The sequence below is a fragment of the Micromonospora sp. USAFONa4 genome, from assembly GCF_057197825.1.
Window position 1 is genome coordinate 2940758 of sequence record NZ_CM170072.1, and the last position, 22227, is coordinate 2962984.

The 22227-nt window shown below is 74.6% G+C and carries 21 protein-coding genes; 9 read left to right on the forward strand and 12 right to left on the reverse strand.

Going from position 1 to position 22227, the window contains the following annotated elements:
* Window positions 1-10 precede the first annotated feature (10 nt).
* Window positions 11-964, reverse strand: a complete 954-nt coding sequence (locus AC0OO9_RS12785; protein WP_484517396.1) for a Rossmann-like and DUF2520 domain-containing protein — start codon at window positions 962-964, stop codon at window positions 11-13.
* A gap of 224 nt (window positions 965-1188) precedes the next feature.
* Here AC0OO9_RS12785 and AC0OO9_RS12790 point away from each other — a divergent pair, with 224 nt between their 5' ends.
* A complete protein-coding gene (locus AC0OO9_RS12790) occupies window positions 1189-2349 on the forward strand; it encodes an SAM-dependent methyltransferase (protein ID WP_484517397.1) in 1161 nt (386 codons plus the stop codon).
* Entirely contained in the window at window positions 2346-3515 is a 1170-nt protein-coding gene (locus AC0OO9_RS12795; RefSeq protein WP_357577915.1) for an NADH-quinone oxidoreductase subunit D, read from the forward strand. Before AC0OO9_RS12790 ends, AC0OO9_RS12795 begins: the two co-directional genes overlap by 4 nt.
* Window positions 3516-3584: 69 nt before the next feature.
* Here the strand turns inward: AC0OO9_RS12795 and AC0OO9_RS12800 are convergent, their stop codons facing one another.
* The 4 genes from AC0OO9_RS12800 to AC0OO9_RS12815 all read right to left on the reverse strand — a co-directional run bounded on the left by AC0OO9_RS12800 (window position 3585) and on the right by AC0OO9_RS12815 (window position 8385).
* Window positions 3585-5297, reverse strand: coding sequence for a hypothetical protein (locus AC0OO9_RS12800; protein ID WP_484517398.1), 1713 nt, complete (start codon window positions 5295-5297; stop codon window positions 3585-3587).
* Window positions 5298-5453: 156 nt separating this feature from the next.
* Window positions 5454-6458 carry a glycine betaine ABC transporter substrate-binding protein gene (locus AC0OO9_RS12805; protein ID WP_484517399.1) on the reverse strand — a complete coding sequence of 335 codons (1005 nt, stop codon included), beginning with the start codon at window positions 6456-6458 and terminating at the stop codon, window positions 5454-5456.
* A 341-nt stretch (window positions 6459-6799) separates the two neighbouring features.
* Window positions 6800-7522, reverse strand: a complete 723-nt coding sequence (locus AC0OO9_RS12810) for an ABC transporter permease (protein WP_484517400.1) — start codon at window positions 7520-7522, stop codon at window positions 6800-6802.
* 173 nt (window positions 7523-7695) lie between these two features.
* The gene (locus tag AC0OO9_RS12815; protein ID WP_151456515.1) at window positions 7696-8385 is read right to left on the reverse strand and encodes an ABC transporter permease; all 690 of its coding nucleotides are present in this window, start codon (window positions 8383-8385) and stop codon (window positions 7696-7698) included.
* Between the two features lie 2 nt (window positions 8386-8387).
* Here AC0OO9_RS12815 and AC0OO9_RS12820 point away from each other — a divergent pair, with 2 nt between their 5' ends.
* Entirely contained in the window at window positions 8388-9389 is a 1002-nt protein-coding gene (locus AC0OO9_RS12820) for an ABC transporter ATP-binding protein (protein ID WP_484517401.1), read from the forward strand.
* Between the two features lie 12 nt (window positions 9390-9401).
* On the opposite strand, the gene AC0OO9_RS12825 is transcribed toward AC0OO9_RS12820, so the two are convergent.
* From AC0OO9_RS12825 to folP, 7 genes are all read right to left on the reverse strand, one after another.
* On the reverse strand, window positions 9402-9899 hold the full coding sequence (locus AC0OO9_RS12825) for a hypothetical protein (protein ID WP_311413186.1): 498 nt from the start codon (window positions 9897-9899) through the stop codon (window positions 9402-9404).
* Window positions 9900-9959: 60 nt separating this feature from the next.
* The gene (locus AC0OO9_RS12830) at window positions 9960-10274 is read right to left on the reverse strand and encodes a hypothetical protein (protein ID WP_151456512.1); all 315 of its coding nucleotides are present in this window, start codon (window positions 10272-10274) and stop codon (window positions 9960-9962) included.
* A 54-nt stretch (window positions 10275-10328) separates the two neighbouring features.
* Window positions 10329-11543: an ABC transporter permease gene (locus AC0OO9_RS12835; RefSeq protein WP_484517402.1), complete on the reverse strand. Its 1215-nt coding sequence runs from the start codon at window positions 11541-11543 to the stop codon at window positions 10329-10331.
* Window positions 11544-11664: 121 nt separating this feature from the next.
* A complete protein-coding gene (locus AC0OO9_RS12840; RefSeq protein ID WP_421455524.1) occupies window positions 11665-12207 on the reverse strand; it encodes a DUF3180 domain-containing protein in 543 nt (180 codons plus the stop codon).
* A 19-nt stretch (window positions 12208-12226) separates the two neighbouring features.
* Window positions 12227-12754 (reverse strand): 2-amino-4-hydroxy-6-hydroxymethyldihydropteridine diphosphokinase, encoded by a 528-nt coding sequence (gene folK, locus AC0OO9_RS12845; protein WP_484517403.1) that lies wholly within the window; start codon window positions 12752-12754, stop codon window positions 12227-12229.
* The gene (gene folB / locus AC0OO9_RS12850; RefSeq protein WP_151456509.1) at window positions 12751-13116 is read right to left on the reverse strand and encodes a dihydroneopterin aldolase; all 366 of its coding nucleotides are present in this window, start codon (window positions 13114-13116) and stop codon (window positions 12751-12753) included. Before folB ends, folK begins: the two co-directional genes overlap by 4 nt.
* Window positions 13113-14033, reverse strand: coding sequence for a dihydropteroate synthase (gene folP / locus AC0OO9_RS12855; protein WP_484517404.1), 921 nt, complete (start codon window positions 14031-14033; stop codon window positions 13113-13115). Before folP ends, folB begins: the two co-directional genes overlap by 4 nt.
* Before the next feature lie 343 nt (window positions 14034-14376).
* Between folP and AC0OO9_RS12860 the strand changes: the two genes are divergently transcribed.
* Genes AC0OO9_RS12860 through AC0OO9_RS12885 form a run of 6 tightly spaced genes read left to right on the forward strand, consistent with a single transcriptional unit; the run spans window position 14377 to window position 22225 of the window.
* Window positions 14377-14691, forward strand: coding sequence for a hypothetical protein (locus AC0OO9_RS12860; RefSeq protein ID WP_121401588.1), 315 nt, complete (start codon window positions 14377-14379; stop codon window positions 14689-14691).
* Between the two features lie 13 nt (window positions 14692-14704).
* Window positions 14705-15067: a hypothetical protein gene (locus AC0OO9_RS12865; protein ID WP_357094710.1), complete on the forward strand. Its 363-nt coding sequence runs from the start codon at window positions 14705-14707 to the stop codon at window positions 15065-15067.
* Window positions 15068-15116: 49 nt separating this feature from the next.
* Entirely contained in the window at window positions 15117-18539 is a 3423-nt protein-coding gene (locus AC0OO9_RS12870) for an ATP-binding protein (protein WP_484517405.1), read from the forward strand.
* A gap of 1 nt (window position 18540) precedes the next feature.
* Window positions 18541-20508 carry an MFS transporter gene (locus AC0OO9_RS12875; RefSeq protein ID WP_484517406.1) on the forward strand — a complete coding sequence of 656 codons (1968 nt, stop codon included), beginning with the start codon at window positions 18541-18543 and terminating at the stop codon, window positions 20506-20508.
* Complete coding sequence (locus AC0OO9_RS12880) at window positions 20505-21062, forward strand: hypothetical protein (protein WP_484517407.1); 558 nt, start codon at window positions 20505-20507, stop codon at window positions 21060-21062. The genes AC0OO9_RS12875 and AC0OO9_RS12880 overlap by 4 nt, the downstream gene beginning before the upstream one ends.
* Complete coding sequence (locus AC0OO9_RS12885; RefSeq protein ID WP_484517408.1) at window positions 21059-22225, forward strand: M23 family metallopeptidase; 1167 nt, start codon at window positions 21059-21061, stop codon at window positions 22223-22225. The genes AC0OO9_RS12880 and AC0OO9_RS12885 overlap by 4 nt, the downstream gene beginning before the upstream one ends.
* The last annotated feature ends 2 nt before the right edge of the window (window positions 22226-22227 follow it).

A 22227-nucleotide genomic window follows, 5' to 3' on the forward strand; every position in this document is an offset into this window, starting at 1 on the left:
GTCGGCCCGGTCACGCCGCCACCTCGCGCCGGTCGCCGGCGAGCACGCCGAGCAGCGACTCCGCGTCGACCGGCCGCAACCGGCCCGCGGCGATCGCCCGGTCGGCCGTACGCCGGGCCAGGGCCAGGTAGGGCGCGACCGACTCGGGGGCGGTCGCGGCGAGCCGGGCCAGGTGCCGCTCGACCGTGCCGGCGTCGCCCCGGGACACCGGCCCGGTCAGCGCGTCGTCGCCGAGGCGCAGCGCGTTCTCCAGGGCGGCCCGCAGCAGCGGGGCGAGCACCTTCTCCGGCTGGGCCACCCCGGCGTCGCGCAGCCGGTCAGCCGCCTCGTTGACCAGGGTCACCAGGTGGTTGGCGCCGTGCGCCAGCGCCGCGTGGTAGAGCGGCCGGTCCGCCTCGCCGACCCACTCCGGCACCCCGCCGAGGTCGGCGACCAGCCGGGCGGCCAGGGGGCGCAGCTCCGCCGGGGCGGTCACCCCGTACGAGATGCCGGCCAGCCGGGCCAGGTCGTCCGGCGTACCGGTGAAGGTCATCGCGGGGTGCAGGGCGAGCGGGCGGGCGCCCGCCGCGGCGGCGGGGGCGAGCACGGCCAGCCCGTGCGCGCCGGAGGTGTGCGCGACAACCTGGCCGGGGCGCAGCGCGCCGCCGTCGGCCAGGGCGGCGACCACCCCGGCGAGCGCGTCGTCGGGTACGGCGACCAGCAGCAGGTCGGTGGCCACCCGCGCCACGGCGGCGGCGGAGCGGCGGGGCGCGTCGGGAAGCAGCAGCGCGGCCCGGGCCCGGGAGGCGCCGGACCCGGCCGTGACGGCGACGACCCGGTGGCCGGCGGCGGCGAGTGCGGCGCCCAGCACGGTGCCGACCCGGCCGGAGCCGACGACGCCGACGGTGAGGAGACGGGGGGTGGCGGCCGGCGGTACGGCGGCCCCGTGGGGGGCGGCCGGGCGCGGGCGCAGGGGTGCGCTCATGGGCGACGATCCAGTCCTCGAGAAGGGGTACCGGTCGATGGCAAGTATGCGCCGGGGTCACGGAACCGGGACAAGGATGTGTGAAAACGTTCACCGGCGGGCACCGGCGGCACGCCCGGGGACGGCGTGTCCGCTCCGCCGGCTGACCGTAGGGTCGGACCGTGACGCACGCCGTACGGCCAGCCGGTGGCGGGCAGGACAGGCAGCTCGGGAGGAACGAACTGATGCCGGAGCGCTGGCGGGACGCGATGGAACGGGCGCTCTACGGGCCGGGCGGCTTCTTCGTCTCCGGGTCGGGCCCCGCCGGCCACTTCCGCACCAGCGTGCACGCGTCCCCGGCCTTCGCCGACGCGCTGCTGCGGCTCGTCGAGCAGGTCGACGCCGCCCTCGGCCACCCCGCCGACCTCCACGTGGTCGACGTGGGCGCGGGCCGGGGCGAGCTGCTGCGCGCCCTCTCCGCCGCGCTGGGGGTCGCCGCCCGGCCCTCGGCCTCGTCCGGCCCGCCGTCCGCCGGTCCCGCGCCCTCCGCGTCGGCTCCGCTCGCCTCCCGGGTACGCCTCACCGCGGTCGAGAAGGCTCCCCGACCGGCTGACCTGCCCGACGGGATCGACTGGCTCGACGAGATCCCCGACGGGATCACCGGGCTGCTGGTGGCCACCGAGTGGCTGGACAACGTGCCGCTCGACGTGGCGGTGCACACCGCCGAGGGCTGGCGTTACCTGCTGGTCGACCCGGCCACCGGCGAGGAGACCGTCGGTGACCCGGTCGACCCCGCCGACGCGGACTGGCTGGCCCGATGGTGGCCGGTGCCGGTGGCCGGCATCGACGGGACCGGCCCGACCGGGTCGGGGTTCCGGGCGGCCCGATCGGCGGAGGAATCGAGCCTGACCGTCCGGAGCAGCCGCCCGGAACCCCTGACAGCAGTCAGAGCCGAGATCGGCCGGACGCGCGACGACGCCTGGGCCGGGGCGGTGGGAAAGCTCGACCGGGGGCTGGCGCTGGCCGTGGACTACGGGCACCTGCGGGACGGCCGGCCCGTGGACGGGACGTTGACCGGGTACCGGGGCGGGCGGCAGGTGCCGCCGGTGCCGGACGGGAGCCGCGACGTCACCGCGCACGTCGCCGTCGACTCGGTCGCCTCCGCCGGTGGCCGGGTCGCGCGGTGCGCGTACGACCTGGGGTCGCAGCGGGAGGCGCTGCGGACGCTCGGGGCCGACGGCGGCCGGCCCCCGCTCAGCCTGGCCGCCAGCGACCCGGCCGGGTACGTGCGGGCGCTCGCCGCCGCGTCGGCGGTGGCCGAACTGACCGACCCTGCCGGGCTGGGCGGGCACTGGTGGCTGCGGCAACCGGTCGGCGTCGACCCCGCGCGGTTCATGGCACGATGACGGTCATGACCACGGATGCCGGCGACCTCCGCGAGCTGACCGTCGGCACCGGGGCCGGCGGCGATCAGCTCGGCACCGACATGGTGCTCAACATCGGGCCGCAGCACCCCTCCACGCACGGCGTGCTCCGGCTCAGGCTGGTGCTCGACGGCGAGCGGGTGGTGGCCTGCGAGCCGATCGTCGGCTACATGCACCGGGGCGCGGAGAAGCTCTTCGAGGTCCGCGACTACCGGCAGATCATCGTGCTGGCCAACCGGCACGACTGGCTCTCGGCCTTCTCCAACGAGCTGGGCGTGGTGCTCGCCGTCGAGCGGCTGATGGGCATGGAGGTGCCGGAGCGGGCCACCTGGCTGCGGATGGCCCTCGCGGAGCTGAACCGGGTGCTCAACCACCTGATGTTCCTCGGCTCCTACCCGCTGGAGATCGGCGCGATCACGCCGATGTTCTACGCGTTCCGCGAGCGGGAGACCATCCAGGCGGTGATGGAGGAGGTCTCCGGGGGCCGGATCCACTACATGTTCAACCGGGTCGGCGGGCTCAAGGAGGAGATCCCCGCCGGCTGGACCGGTCGGGCGCGGGCCGCCATCGCCGAGGTCCGCCGGCGGATGCCGGACCTGGACAACCTCATCCGGCGCAACGACATCTTCCTGGCCCGTACGGTCGGCGTCGGGGTGCTCTCCGCGGCGGACGCCGCCGCGTTCGGCGCGTCCGGGCCCGTCGCCCGGGCCTCCGGCCTCGACCTGGACCTGCGCCGCGACGAGCCCTACCTGGCCTACGACCAGCTGGACGTGCCGGTGGTGACGAAGACCGCCGGGGACTGCCACGCCCGCTTCGAGGTGCTGCTCGACCAGGTGTACGCCTCACTCGACCTCGCCGAGCAGTGCCTGGACCGGGTGGACCGGCTCACCGGGCCGGTCAACACCCGGCTGCCGAAGGTGCTCAAGGCCCCCGAGGGGCACACCTACGCCTGGACCGAGAACCCGCTCGGCATCAACGGCTACTACCTGGTCTCCCGGGGCGAGAAGACGCCGTGGCGGCTGAAGCTGCGCACCGCGTCGTACGCGAACGTGCAGGCGCTGGCCACCCTGCTCCCCGGCTGCCTGGTGCCGGACCTGATCGCCATCCTCGGCTCGATGTTCTTCGTGGTGGGCGACATCGACAAGTGACCCGGCCGCGTACGCCCGTCCGGTCGCGGCGGGCGGCGCGGCGGCTGCCGGTCGGAACCGCCGTCCGGGTCAGCGCCAGCGGTCGGCGTTGCGGGTGCCGCCCGCGCGGGGCTCGTCGTCCTGCGGCGGGTAGCCGTAGGGCTCCTCCTGCCGCCGGCCGTACCGCTGCGGCTCGGGCTCCGCCCGACGGGCGCGGTGCGCCTCGGGCTGACCGGCGTCGTGCCGCGCCTCGGGCTGCTGTGCCCGCTGACGGGGCGCACGCCACTCGTCGGGCACCGGCACCCCGCCGGCCGGCAGGGCCGGAGCGCCGTCCGGCTCCGACCAGCCGCCGCGCCACCCGTCGTCCGCCCGGTCCGGACCCCGGCGCGGCTCGTCCCGTCGGACCGACGCCCAGCGGTCCGCGACCCGGTACTCGGTGCCGGTGGCGTCCGCATGCACCTCGGCACGCCGCTCCCCGACCCGCAGCTCCCGGCCCCGGTCGTCGTCGCGCACGGCGGCCCACCGGTCCCCGGCGCGCAACTGCGACCAGTACTCCCCGCTCTCCGCCCCCGCCTCGTCCGGCGGGTACGCCCGGCCGCGCCCGCGCGCTTCGGCCGGCGCATCCCAGCCCGGTGCCCCCGCGACGCCCCGACCCGGGTCGTCCCGCTGCTGTGCGCGCTCGTCGTGCCGCCCCGGCCACTCCCGCTCGTCGCGCCCGCCGGCCCGCTCCCGGCCGCCGGGCTGGGCGGACCACTCCCGCTCGCCGGGCTCGGCAGACCACTCCCGGTCGGCGGGCTGGGTGGGCCGGGGCCGGTCGTCCCGGGCAGCCCCGGGGCCCGGCCGCGACACGTCGTCGTCCCGGCGGGACCGGTCGTCGTGACGCGACCGGTCGTCCGGTTCGCCGTGCCCGTGACCAGCCCAGGAACGGTCGTCCGGCTCACCCGGCCACGGCCGCTCCTCCTGCTCCGGCGACCAGCGTCCCGCGTACCCGCCGCCGTAGCGGGCCCCTCGGTCACCGGGAACGGACGCGGCGCCGTCCACGATGGTGTGCCGGGTGGTGACGTGCACGGTCTCGGTGTGCCGCACCACCCCGAGCGAACGGGCCGAGGGCTGGCTCGTCGGCTCCGCCGGCCGGGCCGCCCCGTACACCCCGGCCGTTCCGCCGGCGGCCGGCCGGTCCGGGCCGTACCCGCTGGTCAAGCCCGGTGCCGGCTCGTCCGTGCCGTACCCGGCGGCCGGGCCGGGCACGGGCCGCGCGGCACGCGGAGCCGGCTGCGGCCTGCCGGCGGGCTCCTCGTCGTGCCGGTCCGCGCGTCCCCGGCGGGACGCCGCGTCGTCGTGTTCCGGCAACTGCCGGCGGCCGGCGACCGCGTCGTCGACGGACGCCCGGGCCCGGCCGGCGCCGGCCGGGGCGTCGACGCCGGCCAGCGCTGCGCTGCTCGCGTCCAGCCGCCGACGTAGCGCGGCGACCTCGTCCTGTGCCCGCTGGGCGTGGTCGAGCGCCTGGTTGCCGCGTTGGGCGGCGGCCACGATCTCCCCGCGCAACTCGCGGCGGAGTTCCTCGATCTCGTCCAGCAGCTCGTCGGTGCGGGCCGGGCCCGCGCCGTCGGCGCGCAACGCGATCGACAGGCCGATCAGGACGACGGCCAGGATCGCCAGCACGGCGGCGAACCGCAGCGGGCCGTTGCCGTCGGCGACGAGCAGGATCAACGCCGCCACCGGCGCCAGGGCGACACCGATCCAGAAGAGGACGGTGAGCAGTGACGGACTGCGCTTGTCGGCGGGGGCGACCGGGGCTGGCATGGGTCCGGAGCCTACCGAGAGCTGCCCCGCCCGGGAAAGGGTGAACGGGGCATCCGGCACCTTCGCCGCCGATCGCCCCACCCGCCGTCGACCGCCGACTGTGCCGCCCGCCTGTCGGCCGCCGGTGGCACGGGGCCACCGGCGGCCGGTCGGGCATCAGCCGACGGCCAGTGCGCCGTCCGAGGAGAACACCAGGCCCACGCTCGCGGCCCCGGTCTTCAGCGCGTTCTTGGTCTGCGGGCCGCCCTGGTCCAGCGAGCTGAACGAGCCGGCCTTGAAGTCGTAGACCTGGACGAGCCCCGCCTGGCACTTCGGCCGCTGCGGGCACTCCGGCGGGCCGGCCAGCACCGTGGCCTGGCCCGAGCACTTGGCGGCCAGCTCGGAGAGCGTGCTGACGCCGTACTTGTCGGCGAACGCCTTCGTCACGGCGAAGGCGTTCTGGTCCTGCGCGGCGGCGGGCGTGCCGAAGACGAGGCCCGCCTTGTCGCCGGCCGCCTTGAGCGCCGCGACGGTCTTCTCCAGCTCCGGCGAGGACACCGGCGGGGCGTCCTTGCCGTTGGCCTTGGTGTTGAGGAACTCGGCCATGGTCGCCGCGTACTCCGGGACGACCTGGATCTCGCCCTTCTCCAGGGCCGGCTCGTAGAGCTCGCGGTTGCCGACCTGCTGCACCTTGACGTCGTAGCCGGCGGCGGTCAGCGCGATCTTGTAGAGCTCGGCCAGGATCTGGTTCTCGGTGAAGTTGGCCGCCGCGACCACGATCTTCCCGCCGGGCCCCTTGGCGATGCCCGCCGTGATGCCGTTGGCCGCCGCGAACTCCTCGGCCGCCTTCTGGGCCGTCTTGCGGTCGACGTCGACGGCCTTGTTCAGCTGGATCAGCTTCGGCGTGTCGAGCGCGGCCGAGACCTTGTCCAGCGCCGCGATCAACTGCGGGTTGGCCGCGTCGGCGTTCACCGCCGGTATGACGTTGTCGGTGTTCTGGAGCTTCTTGTCGTCGTCGAGGACGACGAGCTGGTCACCGGCGACCGGCGCGCAGCCGGCGCCCGAGGCCGCCTGCTCCGGGGCGTCCGTGCCGGAGGAGCCGGCGTCGCCGCAGCCGGTCAGCAGCCCCGCCGCGGCGAGGGCTCCCACCGCACCGACGGCCAGGCGTGTACGAGCGCGCATCAGTGCCCGCCTTCCGTGTCCCGGCGCGACCCTGCCGGGCCGGCCGCGTGTCCGACGGGCGATCTCCGTCCGGCCGCCCGCTGTGTCCCACGGGCGGCTCTCGTTGCGGCCGCCCGGTTTCCCACCCCAACATCTTCCACGCGGGACCGACAACCCGAGGCGAGGTTTGTCACCGGATCGTCACCGGAAGTCAGCCGCGCCGACCCGTCATCGGGATGTTCCGGTCCGTGACGTCGAGGCGTTCCGGTCCCAAGCGTCGAGGCGTTCCGGTTCGAAGCGTCGATGGCCGGGTACGGCACGCGACCCGCCCGGCACGGAAGCCCGGGGTGGGCCGATGACGCTCAGCCGCCGGCCACTGCCTGCGCCGCCCGGCGGCGCGCCCGACGGCGGCCCGCCCGCAGCGGGTGCGGCGTGACCAGCCGCTCGACCAGGGCCAGCACCAGTTCCAGCAGCATGGCGAGCCCGGCCACCAGCACACCACCGGCGATGATCTGGCCGCCGCCGGCGGCGATGTCCAGGCCGAAGCCCGCCCGGATGATCTGGCCCAGGCCGCCGCCGTTGACGAAGGACGCCAGCGCGGCGGTCGCCACCACCTGCACCGCCGCCGTGCGGAACCCGGCCGCCAGGTAGGGCACCGCCAGCGGCAGCTCGACGCGGCGCAACAACTGCCACCCCGAGAAGCCCATCCCGCGCGCCGCGTCCCGGGCCTCCGGATCGGCCTGCCGCACTCCCGTGTACGCGTTGGCCAGCAGCGGCGGCACGGCGAAGACGGCCAGCGCGACCACCACCGACGGCCGGCCGAAACCGAGGAAGGTCAGCGGCAGGATGGTGAGCAGGGCGAGCGTGGGGATGGCGAGCGACACGTTGGACACCAGCACCACCAGGCCGCCGCCCCGGCCGGTGTGCCCGAGCCAGAGCCCGATCGGCCAGGCGACCAGGCAGCCGAGCGCCACCGCCGCCGCCGACATAGACAGGTGCTCGCCGAGCCGCTCCAGGACGCCGCCCGGGTTCGTCCAGTTGAGCGGGTCGTTGAGCCAGACCACTGCCGCCTCGACCGGATTCACGGAGTCAGCCTTCCGTTCGCGACTGCGGGACTCCGCTGCGCTGCGTTCCTCGCGCTCACCGAGCCAACCCTCCGTTCGCGACTGCGGGACTCCGCTGCGCTGCGTTCCTCGCGCTCACCGAGCCAACCTTCCGTTCGCGACTGCGGGACTCCGCTGCGCTGCGTTCCTCGCGCTCACCGGGCCGCCCTTCTTCTCAGCCAGGGCGTCAACAGCCGGCCAGCACCGGCCAGGACCAGGTCGAGCACCAGGGCGAGCAGGACGCAGAGCAGCGTCCCCGTCATGATCTGCGCCTTGTAGAAGTTGTTCTGGAAGCCGGCGAAGATGAGCTGTCCGAGGCCGCCGCGCCCGATGACCACGCCCACGGTCACCAGGGCCACCGTGGAGACGGTGGCCAGCCGCAGCCCGGTGAGGATGCCCGGCAGGGCCAGCGGCAACTCGACCCGGAACAGCCGGCCCCAGCGGCCGTACCCCATCCCCTCCGCCGCCTCACGGACCTCGGGGGGCACCTGGTTGAGCCCGGCGACGGCGTTGCGGACGATCACCAGCAGCGCGTAGAGGACCACCACGCTGAGCGCGGTCGCCGCGCCGATGCCCAGGTAGGGGGCGACGAACGCGAAGAGCGCCAGCGACGGCACCGTGTAGAGCACCCCGGTGAGGGCCAGGACCGGCCCGGCGAGCGAGCGGTACCAGTAGGCGGCCACCGCCAACGGCAGCGCGATCAGGGCGGCGATCAGCACCGCGCGAGCGGTCAGCGAGGTGTGCTCACGCACGGCGGCGAGGATCGTGTCAGAGTTGTCCCGCACGTACTGCCAGGAGAACCACGGGTTACCCGGGTCGGCCCGGTAGCTCAGGCGGAAGGACATGTGTGGACGTTACCCCGGAGGGCACCGCCCCCGCCGAACCGCGCGCGGCGTCGATCACGCTCGAGGGCATCCGCAAGCAGTACCCGGACGGCACCGAGGCCGTACGCGAGCTGAGCCTGGACATCAGGGCCGGCGAGCTGGCGGTGCTGATCGGACCGTCGGGCTGCGGCAAGTCCACGGTGCTCCGGATGGTCAACCGCCTCATCGAGCCGACCGGCGGCCGGATCCTGCTCGGCGGCGAGGACGTCACCCGGGTCGACCCGGTCCGGCTGCGCCGCCGGATCGGCTACGTGATCCAGAACGTCGGGCTCTTTCCGCACCAGACGGTCAGCGCCAACGTCGCCACCGTGCCCCGGCTGCTCGGCTGGCCCCGCCAGCGCAGCCGCAGCCGGGTCGACGAGCTGCTGGAACTGGTCGGCCTCGATCCGGCCACCTTCGGCCGTCGCTACCCGCACGAGCTCTCCGGCGGTCAGCGGCAGCGGGTCGGGGTCGCCCGGGCCCTCGCCGCCGACCCGGTGGTGCTGCTGATGGACGAGCCGTTCTCGGCCGTCGACCCGATCGCCCGGACCCGGTTGCAGGAGGAGTTCCTCCGGTTGCAGGCCGAGGTGCGCAAGACCATCGTGCTGGTCACCCACGACCTGGACGAGGCGGTCCGGCTGGGCGACCGGATCGCGGTGCTCTCCGAGGGCGGCTGCCTGGAGCAGTTCGACACCCCGGCCGCCGTGCTCGGCGCGCCCGCCACGCCCTTCGTGCGGCAGTTCGTGGGCGCCGACCGGGGCATCCGCCGGCTGGCGGTCACCCCGGTCACCGGCGAGGCCGTCGAACCGCTGCCCGAGACCGGGGTGGCCGAGCTGCCGACGATCCCGCTCGGCGGCTCGGCGTACGACGCGCTGGGGGTGCTGCTGACCTCGGCCGCGGACCGGATCGTGGTGACCGACGGGGGCCGGCCCGTCGGCGTGCTCAGCCGGGCGCGGCTGCTCGAACTGGGCGCGCCCGAGCGGTGAGGCACAGCCCGGTCAGGCGCGCCCGCCGAGGCTGGCCGCGCCGATGATCCACCCGGACAGGAAGCCGTAGGTCGCGCCGGCGCCGCCCGCCTGGATCGCCGTGAGCAGCGACGGTTCCGGGCCGAGGAAGGCGGCGATCAGGGAGGCGAAGCCACCGGCCAGGACGTACGCGGCCCAGCCGGAGAAGAACTGCGTCCCCGACCCCTGCACCCGGGCCACCTGCGAGGTGGGCAGCAGGTAGAGGAAGAGCGCCGCGAGGATGACCAGCAGGACGGCCCGCAGGTTCGCCACGAGCAGGTTGCCGGTCGCCCCGTCACCGTTGAAGAGCCACGCCGGCCAGGAGAGCAGTTGCAGGTACCAGCCGCCGGCGGAGTTCGGGTCGGTGCCGGCGGCCCAGCCGACGTACGCCGGGCTGCCGCAGACCGCGACCAGGAGGAGCGCCGCGAGCGCGCCCGTGCCCGCCGCCGTCCCGTAGCGACCGCCGGTGCGTGACGGGTTGGTGAGCGCCATGATCGGCTCAGTTCCCGGCGGACCGCGGGGGGCAAACCTGCCCGGGGCCGGCGGTCGCCGTCACTGTCGCGGGTGCTTCATCAGGTAGTCGATGAACGCGGCCCGCAGCAGCGGCGCCGACTCCTCGTAGCCGTGCCCGGTCAGCTCCCGCCACAGCGCCGCGGCCTCGTCGATCGTCGGCCCGACCGAGTTGGGCGCGCCGTCGAGGACGGCGGCCTCGTCCGCGTTCGGCAGGTGCCGCAGCACGGACCAGAAGAAGCGCACGTCGTGGCGCTCCCGGGCGACCGCGAACGCCCGCTCCCGCAGCTCCTCGGTGGACAGCGCGTCGAGTTCCTCGAACGACGGGCCGGCGGAGGACGATGGTGTGTCGGTCATGCCGCCGAGCCTAACCGGCGAGATCACTCCCGGCCCGGTGGACGCGGCGCCGGCTCACCGCTCGTCGGCGTCCCACCGGCGCGGGCCGCTCTCCCAGCCGGGGTCGCTCCACGGGTCCACCGGGCTCTCGGGGGACCGCCTCGGCACGGCGGGCGGCCAGTCGCCGACCGGGTCCGTCGGGGACGCCGTCCAGCCCGTGCCGATCCGGCCGTCCCCGGCGGGGACCGGTTCCGCCGCCGCGCCGGTCGCCGGCCGCCCGTACGCCTCGACCAGCCGGGTGGCCAGCAGCCCGACACCGAGCGCCGCCGCGCCGACCGCCCACCGGCTCACCGTCCAGCCCCGCGCCTGCGCGTACGCGGAGAAGACCGCGACCAGGCAGACCGCCAGCAGGGTGCCGAAGACGCCGCCCCGCCGGCCGTAGGCGCTGGTGCCGGCGAGCAGCGCCAGGCCGACCGCGAGCACCGTCCAGTCCAGCCCCGGGTCCGGCGCGACCGGGGCGGCGTCCCGGCTGGCCGTCAGCATGCCGGCCAGCGCGGCCAGGACCGTGGAGCCGACGAGCGCGCCGGAGGTGACGACCGCCGCCACCGCGCCCCGGCGGCGGGCGGGATCCACGACCGGGCGGAACCGGCCGACCACCCGGCGGACGGCCCGCACCGAGCCGAACAGACCGCCGAGCACCGCGACGGCCGCGAACCCGACGAAGAGGTGCAGGGCGCCGCGCTCCGGGTCGTAGTCGCCCTGCGGCAGGACCGCCGCCGAGCGCTGCTGGATGTACACGACCACCCCGGCGGCGGCGGCCAGGGACGCGGCCCAGCCGGGCACGTGCAGCACCACCACGACCAGCGCCAGGGCGAGCCCGCCCAGCGCGGCGACCAGCAGGCCCGGGCCGGCGGCTGTGCTGACGCCCCGGTCGCCCTGCTCGGCGACGTGCAGCGCGGCGGCGACCGCCACGGGGCCGACGGCCAGGTTCACGGCGGCCGTACGCAGGGTCAGCCCGGCGGCCAGCGCCAGCAACCCGAGCACGACCGCGTCGAGGAGCAGCGACCGCAGCCCGTCGCCCCGCAGCGCGGCCGGTTCCTCCCGCCAGAGCAGGTACGCCAGGACGACCGACGCCGCCAGGAGCAGCAGCTCCCAGACGACGTGCACCGCGAACCGGTCGCGGCCGGGCTCACCGTGCGCCGGGTCGTCGAAGACGTTCTCCAGGACGGAGGCGGGGATGCCGGACGAGGGCTCGGGGGACGGCTCACGCCCCGGTTCGTCGTACCGCATGACGCCGCCTCCCACGTGGCCGCCGTCCAGCCAGGTCCGACGCGCGGGCGGACCGGGGCGGCGTTGCTCTCCGGTCGCAGGCACCGTACCCGCGCGGGAGGCCGGGCGTAACCCCCCGGAATCAGCGTGGGCCGGGGCGGCCCTCCCGGCCGCCGGGCTCGCGGTCCTCGTCGTCCTCCTGCTCGGGAACCCGGCAGGAGCGCTCCAGCCAGAGCGCCGCCCCCGTCAGCGCCAACCCGGCGAGCAGGCCGGCGCCGGCGATCGGCCGGTCGCCCATCGCGGCGTCGGTGCGCTCCACGAAGAGCCAGCCGGTCAGCCCGGCGTAGAACCCGGTGAAGATCGCGCCGGCCAGCGCGGAGGCCTTGGCGAGCACCACGAACCGGGCCACCAGCAGCGGATTGACCGGCTCGCGGCCCGGCCTGCGCTCGATGCGCCCCCGGGTGTTCACGGCGGCGTACGCCTCAAGCACGGCCAGCGCGGCGAGCGTGACCACCGGCAGCCAGGGCAGCTGCGGCAGGTAGTCGTAGTAGAGGGTGCTGATCAGCAACCAGGCCACCGCGGCGGCGCCGAGGGCGGCCACCACCAGGGTGGAGATCCGGGTGGGGCCCATCCGGGACCGCTCGGGGCCCGTCCCGCCCGGTCGCGGGGACTGCGCCTGCGTCATGCCGGCCGGCTCCACTGGGTCATGCCGTCGACTCTATCGCCAGATCCGGCCGGGGACGCAGATCCAGCGCGTCGTCGGCCACCGGAGGCATGTTGAGCAGGTCGGTCAGCCAGCCGTGCCCGGGCAGCCGCCCGTACGGCTGGAGGTCGATCCACGGCCGCAGCACGAAGGCCCGCAGGTGGGCCCGGGGGTGCGGCAGGGTCAGCTCCGGGTCGTCGCTGAGCACCGGCTCGTCGCCGTCGGCCCACACGGCGATGACGTCCACGTCCAGGGTGCGCGGCCCGAAGCGCCGCTGCGGGTCGCGGGTGCGCCCGGCGGCGCGCTCCGCCGCCCGGGCGCGCTCCAGCCAGTCGTACGGGGTGGCGGCCGGGTCCTCGGCGAGCAGCGCGGCGTTCAGGTACGCGGGCTGGTCCGCGTCCCCCCACGGTGGAGTCTCGTAGACGCCGGAGACCAGGAGCACGCTGTCGCCGAACGTCGAGACGGCGGAGCGCAGGTGGGCGAGCCGGTCGCCGAGGTTGCTGCCCAGCGAGAGCAGGGCGCGGGTCACCGGTCCCGCCGCCGCGTCATCGTGACGGCCACGTCGGTGAAGGCGTGCGGGACGGGTGCCTCCGGCTTGTGCACGGTGACCGTGGCGGCCTCGACCCGGGGATCGGCGAGGCAGACGGCAAGCAGCCGGTCGGCGAGCGTCTCGATCAGGTTGACCGGCTCGCCGGTCACCACCGCGACCAGCCGCTCCGCCAGTTCGCCGTAGTGGACGGTGTCGCCCACCTCGTCGGAGCGGGCCGCCGGGGCGAGGTCCATCTCCAGGACGGCGTCCACCACGAAGTCCTGGCCCTGGGCGCGCTCGAAGTCGTACACCCCGTGCCGGCCGTGCGCCCGCAGGCCGGTCAGCTGGATCCGGTCGGTCATCGGTCTCCTCCGTGGTCGGTGGTGCGGTCCACCCGGCCGGCGCCGGCGTGGGCCGCCCGGGCCCCACCGGTGGCGGCGGGCGCCAGGCGGGGCGCGCCCGTGGCCTGCCAGACGGCGAGGGCGTCCACGGTGGCCCGGACGTCGTGCACGCGTACGCCCCAGGCGCCGGCCGCCACCGCGAGCAGGCTGGTGGCGACGGTGGCCACGTCGCGGCCGTCGGTGGGGCGGAGGGTGCCGTCGGGACCGGCCAGCAGCCGCCCCAGATACGACTTGCGGCTGGACGCGAAGAGCAGCGGGAAGCCGAGGTCCAGCAGCTCGGACAGGCGGGTGCTCAACTCCCAGTTGTGCGCGGCCGTCTTGGCGAAGCCGAGCCCCGGGTCGACGACGATGCGGTCGGCACCGACGCCGGCCCGCAGCGCCTCGTCGACGCGGCGGCCCAGCTCGGCGCGCACGTCGGCGACCACGTCGGCGTAGCGGGCCAGCTCACCCATCTCCCGGGAGTGGCCCCGCCAGTGCATGAGCACCCATGGGCAGCCGGCGTCGCGGACCACCCGGGCCATGTCGGGGTCGGCGAGGCCGCCGGAGACGTCGTTGACCACGGCCGCGCCGGCGGCGAGGGCCGCCTCGGCGACCCGTGCGCGGGTGGTGTCGATGCTGACCGGCACGCCGGCGGCGGTCAGCTCCCGGATCACGGGCACCACCCGGGCCGTCTCGGTCTCCGCGTCGACCCGGTCGGAGCCCGGCCGGGTGGACTCGCCGCCGACGTCCACCAGGTCGGCGCCGTCGGCCCGCAGCCGCACGCCGTGTCCGACGGCGGCGTCGAGGTCGGCGTACCGTCCGCCGTCGGAGAAGGAGTCGGGCGTGACGTTGAGGACGCCCATCACCACCGGGGCCGAGCCCCGTACCAGATCGGTCACGGCTAGACGGTACCGGTCGGCCGGAGCGCCCCGGGCGGACCGGGTCGAGGGCGGTGACATGCGCATTCGAACGGGTGTACGATCGGTCGTCCCGGTCGGATCGGGCAGACTCTTCGCGGCTTGTCGCAAACAGTGGGTGCCCGTACGCTTTGGAACTGCCCGGCATCGAGATGGCGAAGCCTGGAGGGAGGGCCGAAGCGGGAGAATCCGCCCAAAGTCCACCACCCTCCGTGGTGGGTAACGAACGCAGGGTCGCCGACGCTGCGCACAGGGAGCACCGTTCCCGCCAGGCATGTCTACTGCACCACCGCGGCGCCGCCGGCCGCGACTTGGGGAGGTTCCAGTGATCGCCATCGAGCTGATGGAGACGGCGACGTCCGCCGCCGCCCACACGCTCTCCGCCCTGGCGTCGACTCCACTCGCCGAGCCTGCGCCCAAGGGCATCGACACCGAGGGTGTCGTCACGTTCTTCGCCAGCAAGATCGCTCCGATCCTGCTGGCCGTGCTGGGCGTCATCTTCATCGGGCGCGCCAGCCGGGGTGAGATCTCCAAGGTCCTCACCAGCTCGGCGATCGCGATCGTCGGGCTCGCCTTCATCGCCGGAGCCGCCACACTCTTCTTCATCGGCGACTACCTGATCGACCTGATCTTCGAATAGGCGCGGGCACGAGATGCGGCTGCGCACCGACGACGACATCTACCGGGCTCGCCTGGTCTACCTCGGGCCGCCCGGCTACACCCTTCCCGTCCACCTGCCGTACGCCCAGTACGGGCTGTTCATGCTGCTCGTTCCCCTCTACATGTTCATCCACTGGCTGTTCACGTTGCAGGTCGAGCTCTTCCCCGCCTGGGAGATCGCGCTCGCCATCGTGAGCACCTCGTTCATCTTCCGGCACGTCGATCCGGACCGGCCCGCGCGCATGGTGATCCGCACCGCGCTGACCGACTGGCGACGGACCCGGGAGCCGGCCGCGGAGCAGCGGGACCCCCGCCTGGTCGGCAGTCGGATCAGGATCCGGGAGGAACTGGCATGACCGGTCGCACCCCGACCAGGCAGTCGAACGACGCGGATGAGGCGGTCGCATGAATCGCAGTTCCACGCCGGGTTCCCCGGCAGGGCGTCCGACCGTCCCGCACGGTAACCGTGCGCGGTCGTTCGACTACCCTGATGATCCCGAGACGGACGAGGTCGCCCTCGACCCGGCCCTGGTGACGACACCCGGGCACGGTGGCGTGGGCGTCTTCCAGGCCCCCCGTCCGGCGCCACGCCGGACGCCGCCGCCGGCCGAGCCGCAACCCGCCGACAGCGCCGACATCGATTCACCCTTCCTCGACCTGTTCGGCGGCACGCGTCCCGGCGCGACCCGGCCGACGGCGCCCCCGCAGCGGGCCGGCGGGCGGGAGCAACCCGCCATCGGCCAGCAGCCGGCCGCCGCCGCGCCGGCCCCGGCGGCGCTCCCGCCGGCTCCCGCCCCCCTTCCGCCGCCCCCACGCGCGGGTCACGGGGCCGACGCCCACCGGACCGGCCACCCCGCCGACGCGACCTCCCGGACCGGCCAGCCAGCCCACCGGGCGGCCCCGGGGGTGACACCGGCCGCCGACCAGCCCCCGGTCGACGCGTACGAGCCGCCCGCCCGACCGGCCCGGTCCCGGGTACCGCACCAGTCCGGGGACCGGCTGCCCACGCTCCGCCCACCGGCGGAGGCGGAGGACGTGCCGGCCGTCGCGGCGGCACCGCCGTCGTCCCACCCGGCGCCCCGCCAGCACGCGGCACCGCTCGACCCGCCCGCGCCGGAACCAGCGCCCGAGCCGACGTCCCGCCGCACCGGGGAGCGCCCGCCGGAGCGGGCCGGCCGGGAGGTGGCGCCGCCGCGCCAGCGCTCCGCCGGCCGGCGCGGCCAGCCCACCAAGCCCGTCAAGCCCACCCGGGTCAAGCCGCCGAAGATCAAGTTCGGGGACCGGGACCCGGCGGTCGAGCTGGCCATCACCGAGATCGCCGGCCACCTGACCTTCACCCCCAACACCGTCACCGCCTGGTACTGGCTGCCCGAGGTGCGCTGGGCGTTCCGGCCGGACGCCGAACGGGAGGCGCTGCTGTCGGCGATCTCCGAGCAGTACGCCGGGCTGGCCGGCTTCCGCCTGCACCTGCGGCGCACCACGCGACCCTTCCCGGCCGACGAGTGGGCCCGCACCATCGACGCGCACACCGCCGCGCCGCTGCCCGACGTGCCCGGCACCGCCGGCTGGGGCGACCACCTCGTGGCCGCGCAGCGGCACCTGCTCTCGGTCAACCACGCCGAGGGGCAGACCTACCTCGGCGTAACGTTCGCCCGGCGCGCCCTCGGCGACTCGCTCACCGAGCGGCTGCTGCGCACCTTCGGTCGGGGCGTCGCCGAGGGCGAGCGCCGCAAGCTCGGCCGCACCGTCGAGCAGTTCGACGAGGTGCTGGGCGCGTTCGGCATGCGCGGCCGGCGGGTCACGGCACAGGAACTGGAATGGCTGCTCTACCGCTCGGTGGCGCTCTGCATGGCGCCGCCCGGGCAGCTCTCCCCGCTCACCGACGGGCAGTGGGAACGCGGCGACCTGCTCGCCCTCACCGAGCAGGTCGAGCGCTACCGCACCCCGTACGGCTCGACCGTCAAGCTGGTCAACCGGATGACCGGCGAGGAACGGCACGTCGCCGTGCTGGCGGTCGGCCGGATGGAGCCCCTGGAGATCCCCGAGCGGCACGAGCCCTGGCTGCACTTCCACGAGCGGCTGCCGTGGCCGATGGAGCTCTCCACCCGCGTCGACATCCTCGGTTCCGGCGACTCCTTCCGTAACCTGGAGCACCGGCTGCGGATGATCCGCTCGCAGCAGCTCGACTACGCCGAACACGGCATCGACGCCCCGCCCGAGCTGGAGCGGCTGGCCAAGCGCGCCCTCGTCATCGGCGACGAGATGACCACCGGGCTGCCGGTCGACTCCGCCCGCGCGCACGGCTGGCACCGGATCGCCGTCGGCGGTCGCAACCGCGAGGAGTGTCTGGAGCGGGCCCGCCGGCTGATCCAGCTCTACTCCCGCGAGCTGCGGATCTCGCTGCAACACCCGAAGAACCAGGACTGGCTGGCCCGCGAGTTCATCCCCGGCGAGCCGATCGCCAACACCGGCTACGTCCGGCGGATGCCGGTCAACCTGCTCGCCGCCGCGCTCCCCCAGGCCGCCTCCACCGTCGGCGACCGGCGCGGCGACCTCATCGGGCGCACCGCCGGCACCTGCCGCCGGCCCGTCTTCCTCGACCTGCACTTCCCGATGGAAGTACGTGAACGCTCCGGGCTCGCCGTCTTCGTCGCCGAACCGGGCGGCGGCAAGTCCACACTGCTCGGCGCGCTCGGCTACCTCGCGGCCCGACGCGGCGTCCAGGTGACGTTGCTCGACCCGTCCGGCCCGCTCGCCCGGCTCTGCGCCATGCCGGAGCTGCGGCCGTACGCGCGGGTGCTGAACCTGACCGGCTCCGAGCACGGCACCCTGGCCCCGTACTCGCTCATCCCGACGCCGCTGCGCAGCGAGTTCGGCACCGGGGCCTCGGGCGACCGGGAGTTCGAGATCGCGGTCTCCAACGCCCGCGCCGAGCGGCGGATGCTGGTGCAGGACATCTGCATGATGCTGGTGCCCCCGCAGGTCGCCCGGGAGGCGTCCACCGCCACCCTCTTCCGGCACGCCGTACGCCAGGTACCGGCGGAGGAGACCTCCACCCTGGACGACGTGGTCGCCTGCCTCAGCCAGCTCGACGACGACGCCGGCAAGGAGCTGGCCAACCTGCTGCTCGACACCGCCGAGATGCCGCTGGCCATGCTCTTCTTCGGCCGCCCCCCGGAAGGGCTGCTCGGCGCGGACGCCGCCCTCACCGTGATCACCATGGCCGGGCTGCGACTGCCCGACCTGAAGATCGAGCGGGAGTACTGGTCCGCCGAGGAGGCGCTGGCCCTGCCGATGCTGCACACCGCACACCGGCTCGCCGTACGCCGCTGCTACGGCGGCTCGATGTCGTCACGGAAGCTGGTCGGCCTGGACGAGGCGCACTTCATGGAGGGGTGGCGCTCCGGACGTTCGTTCCTGGTCCGGCTCGCACGCGACTCCCGCAAGTGGAACCTCGCCGCGCTGGTCGCCTCGCAGAACCCGCGGGACATCCTCGGCCTCGACGTGCAGAACCTGGTCTCGACCGTCTTCGTCGGCCGGATCGCCGAGGACGCGGAGATCGCCTCCGAAGCGCTCCGCCTGCTGCGGGTGCCGGTCAACGACGGCTACGAGGCCACCCTGGCCTCCCTCTCCACCGCCGACGCCACCAGTTCGAGCCGGCTCGGCTTCCGGGAATTCGTCATGCGGGACGTCGACGGCCGGGTGCAGAAGGTCCGGGTCGACGTCTCGTACGTCGACGGGCTGCTGGACCACCTCGACACCACCCCCGCCGCGATCGCCGCGGCGGCCGGGGTGCTGCCGGCCATCCTGCCGAACATGGAGGCGTGACATGGCGCGGGCCCGGGCACGGTTGGCGGCGTTCCTGCTCGCGCTCGGCGTACTCGCCGGGGCCACGATCGGCTGGCCGGCCGTCGGCGCCATGGCGGCCGCCCCCGCGCCGCTGACCGCCCAGGCGAAGGCCGAGCTCTGCACCACGCCAGAGTGGCAGGCCGACTTCCGCGCCTGCGTCGCCAAACTGAAGGAAGTCGCCGACTCAGAGGTCAAGTGCCGGAACGCCCCGACTCCCGGTGCGCCCGACTCCGGGCTCGCCGGCTGGTTCGCGTCCCGCCCGGAGTCGGCCACGAAGCCGGGCCCGAAGGGCTTCTACAGCGACTACGGCTACGCCGGATACAGCTACTCCACGTACGACATCGACAGCGGTTGCGCAACTGCGGTGCTGCACCCCGACTACAAGTTCACCAACACGGTCGCCAACGGCGAGTTCATGATCGCCACGGCGATCGTGGGCGCCTCGAACGCGCTGCGGGAACGCGCCTGGGATCCGCGCTCGATGTGGGGCTGGGCCGATCCGCTGGTGGACCAGGCGACCAAGGCCGTCTACCAGAAGGTGTTCAGCGTCTTCGGCATCGTCACGCTGTGCGTGGTCGGCCTGTACCTGCTCTGGCGTTCCCGCCAGTCGGACATGAGCAACGCGATGACCACGGCGGGCTGGGCTCTACTGGTGATGGTGGCGGTGACCGCCCTGGCCGCCTGGCCGGTCAAGTCGGCCAACATCGCCGACGGCACCCTCGTCACCACCCTGGGCGTGGTCCACGACGCGGTCGGCCCAGCCACCAAGGACACGCCCCCAGAAAAGTGCACGCTGCCCAATCCAGACGCCTGCGTCGACAAGCGCCCGCCTGCCGTGCGGGCCAGTGACACGGCCACCGAGGCGATGCTCTACCGCAACTGGCTGCGGGGCGTGCTCGGCTCGGCGGACAGCGAGACCGCGAAGAAGTACGGTCCGGCCCTCTACGACGCGAAGTCGCTCTCCTGGGAGGAGGCGGCGAAGCTCCGGTCGAATCCGGCCACGCGAGAGGCCACCATCAAGGCCAAGCAGCAGCAGTGGGCGCGGGTCGCGCAGCAGATCGAGACCGAGGACCCGGAGGCGTACGAGTATCTCCAGGGCGTCCGGGACATGGACCGGGTGGGCGCCGGATTCATCGCGGTGCTGGCCGCCGTGCTCTTCGCGATGTTCGATTTGACCGCCTCGCTGTTGGTGCTGCTGGGCTTCCTGATCTTCCGCTGGGCGGTGATCGCCGCGCCGATCCTGGGCACGGTGGGCCTGATGCGCCCGGCCAGCGCCGGGTTGCGGCGGTTGGCGAACGCGGTGGTCGCCGCCGTCTTCAACATCGCCATTTTCGGCACCGGTGCCGCCATCTATCTCTTCGCGGTCGACCTCATCATGAGCACGCCGACCCTGCCCGGCTGGCTCCAGGTGGTGCTGGTATGGCTCTGCGGGGTGGTCGGCTGGCTACTGCTGCGTCCCTACCGACGGATCACCCAGCTCGGCGGCAAGGACAGCAGCGAGGCGGTCAGCTCGGCCGGCTCGTGGCACCGGCGGTTCTTCCGGGACATGCGCACCGCCGCCCGGCTCGACGTCGCTGAACCCGGCGGCACGGCCGAGCCGGCGATGGGCCGGCGTCGGGCTGTCGTGGCGGAGCAGCCCACCCTCCGGCCCGAGGCCAGGCGGGAGGATCCGGCGCAGGCCGCCACCCGCGGTGGGCATGCCGCCAACCCCGGCGGGGAGGAGCGGCAGCGGCCCGACGGCCGCGAGTCGGCCGCAGAGAAGGGGGCGCCCTCCGAGGAGAGGGACGCCTCCCGCCCGGTCGCCCCTCGACCCCGGCGGCGGCAGCCGGCCACCTGGACGGAGCCGGACGTGCCGGACGAGAACCCCTCGTTCGTCATCTACCGTCCCGGGTCCACGGAACGCGAGCCTGACCGGCCCACTCCCCGGATCCGCTCAGAGGCGCGGTGAGCGCGGTGCGGCGGGCGATCGAATTCCTGGTAACCCGGGTCCTCCGGTCCCGGTTCGGCGTCGCGATCGGCATCGCCGTCCTCGTGTTCGGGATCATCGGAGCGGCACGGCTGGTCTCCGGGCCCGGTGACCCCACCTCCGGGCTCAGCAACCGCCCCAACCAACCGATCACCACGGTCGACCCGACCGCCGGCGACGACGGGGCGTTCTCCACGGGCGCTCCCCCCTCCCCGGTCACCCGCCCCGGCGAACTGACGCCGGAGCAGACCGCCGAACGCTTCGTCGCCGCCTGGCTCGGCAAGCCGGGCACCACGGCGGAGCAGTGGCAGGAGGGCCTGCGTCCCCTCTCCACCCCGGTGCTGACCGACAAGTTGGCCGGCGCCGACCCGTCCGGGGTGCCAACCGGTCAGGTCGACGGCGACGTCACTCTCCAGCCCCGGGCCGAGAACTTCGTCGAGGCGAGGGTTCCGCTCGACACGGGTCAGCTCCGCCTCGAACTGGTGGCGCCCGACGGGCGGTGGCTGGTCGATGCCGTGGACTGGGAGCAGAAATGAGCGACGGGACGCGACCGCGCGGTCGACAGCTCCGACTCGGCGCACTGGCCGCCGCGTTGACGGCAACGCTCGCCCTGCTCTGCTGCACCGGCGGTGCGGGGGCCTTCTTCCTCACGGAACTGGGCGGCGAGTCAACGGACATGGCCCCGGTGAGCATGGACTGCAAGGAGAACTACCGGGTCGATGTCCGCGGCAAGATCCCCCGGATGTCCGGCTACGGTCAGGTCCAGCTTCGTAACGCCGCTCGGATCATCAAGGTCGGGCAGGAGATGAAGGTGCCGCCGCGCGGATGGGTCATCGCCGTGGCGACCGCCATGCAGGAGTCCCGGCTGCGCAACCTGGCGAACCGGACCGTCGGCGAGTCGGAGGACATCCCCAACGAGGGCGTCGGTGCCGACCACGACTCCGTCGGGCTATTTCAGCAGCGAGCCGGCTGGGGCACCGTGGCACAGCGGATGACGCCTGAATACGCCGCCCGGAAGTTCTACGAGAAGCTGGTCAAGGTGCCCGGCTGGGAGACGATGCCGCTGACCCGGGCCGCGCAGGCCGTGCAGATCAGCGCCTTCCCGGACGCGTACGCCAAGCACGAGGACGTGGCCGCTCAGATCGTCAACGCGCTGGCCGGCGGAGCTGCCCGGATCGCGCTGATCGACGGTAGGAAGGCCTGCGACCGCGCCGCCGCCGGGCAGATCGCCGCCTCGGGCTGGACGGCTCCCATCCCCGGCGGCGTCGGCTCGGGCTTCCGAACCGCGAGCCGTCCCAGGCACAACGGGGTCGACATCGCCGCGCCGAAGGGCACCGATATCCGGGTAGCGGCCACCGGACGCGTCCTGATCTCCCGGTGCGACCCGGACAAGAGCGGCCGGCGCACCTGCGACGTCGACGGCTGGCCGAACAAGGGCGGCTGCGGCTGGTTCGTCGACGTCCTGCACGCCGGCGGGTTCATCACCCGCTACTGCCACATGGTCAGCAAACCCCGCGTCAAGGTCGGCCAGCTCGTCGAGGCCGGAACGGTCATCGGCGAAGTGGGCAGCAGCGGCAACTCCTCCGGTCCCCACCTCCACTTCGAGGTGCACGAGGACGGAGACAGGAGCAGCCGGGGCGCCATCGACCCGGTGCCGTTCATGCGGTCGCGGGGTGCGCCGCTCAAGGGCGCGGGATGAGA

Excerpts from the sequence above, each read along its gene's own strand:
- AC0OO9_RS12785 (WP_484517396.1), bottom strand. The coding sequence starts at position 964 with ATGAGCGCACCCCTGCGCCCGCGCCCGGCCGCCCCCCACGGGGCCGCC.
- AC0OO9_RS12790 (WP_484517397.1), top strand. The coding sequence starts at position 1,189 with ATGCCGGAGCGCTGGCGGGACGCGATGGAACGGGCGCTCTACGGGCCG.
- AC0OO9_RS12795 (WP_357577915.1), top strand. The coding sequence starts at position 2,346 with ATGACGGTCATGACCACGGATGCCGGCGACCTCCGCGAGCTGACCGTC.
- AC0OO9_RS12800 (WP_484517398.1), bottom strand. The coding sequence starts at position 5,297 with ATGCCAGCCCCGGTCGCCCCCGCCGACAAGCGCAGTCCGTCACTGCTC.
- AC0OO9_RS12805 (WP_484517399.1), bottom strand. The coding sequence starts at position 6,458 with ATGCGCGCTCGTACACGCCTGGCCGTCGGTGCGGTGGGAGCCCTCGCC.
- AC0OO9_RS12815 (WP_151456515.1), bottom strand. The coding sequence starts at position 8,385 with ATGTCCTTCCGCCTGAGCTACCGGGCCGACCCGGGTAACCCGTGGTTC.
- AC0OO9_RS12825 (WP_311413186.1), bottom strand. The coding sequence starts at position 9,899 with ATGGCGCTCACCAACCCGTCACGCACCGGCGGTCGCTACGGGACGGCG.
- AC0OO9_RS12830 (WP_151456512.1), bottom strand. The coding sequence starts at position 10,274 with ATGACCGACACACCATCGTCCTCCGCCGGCCCGTCGTTCGAGGAACTC.
- AC0OO9_RS12835 (WP_484517402.1), bottom strand. The coding sequence starts at position 11,543 with ATGCGGTACGACGAACCGGGGCGTGAGCCGTCCCCCGAGCCCTCGTCC.
- AC0OO9_RS12840 (WP_421455524.1), bottom strand. The coding sequence starts at position 12,207 with ATGACGCAGGCGCAGTCCCCGCGACCGGGCGGGACGGGCCCCGAGCGG.
- folB (WP_151456509.1), bottom strand. The coding sequence starts at position 13,116 with ATGACCGACCGGATCCAGCTGACCGGCCTGCGGGCGCACGGCCGGCAC.
- AC0OO9_RS12865 (WP_357094710.1), top strand. The coding sequence starts at position 14,705 with ATGCGGCTGCGCACCGACGACGACATCTACCGGGCTCGCCTGGTCTAC.
- AC0OO9_RS12870 (WP_484517405.1), top strand. The coding sequence starts at position 15,117 with ATGAATCGCAGTTCCACGCCGGGTTCCCCGGCAGGGCGTCCGACCGTC.
- AC0OO9_RS12875 (WP_484517406.1), top strand. The coding sequence starts at position 18,541 with ATGGCGCGGGCCCGGGCACGGTTGGCGGCGTTCCTGCTCGCGCTCGGC.
- AC0OO9_RS12885 (WP_484517408.1), top strand. The coding sequence starts at position 21,059 with ATGAGCGACGGGACGCGACCGCGCGGTCGACAGCTCCGACTCGGCGCA.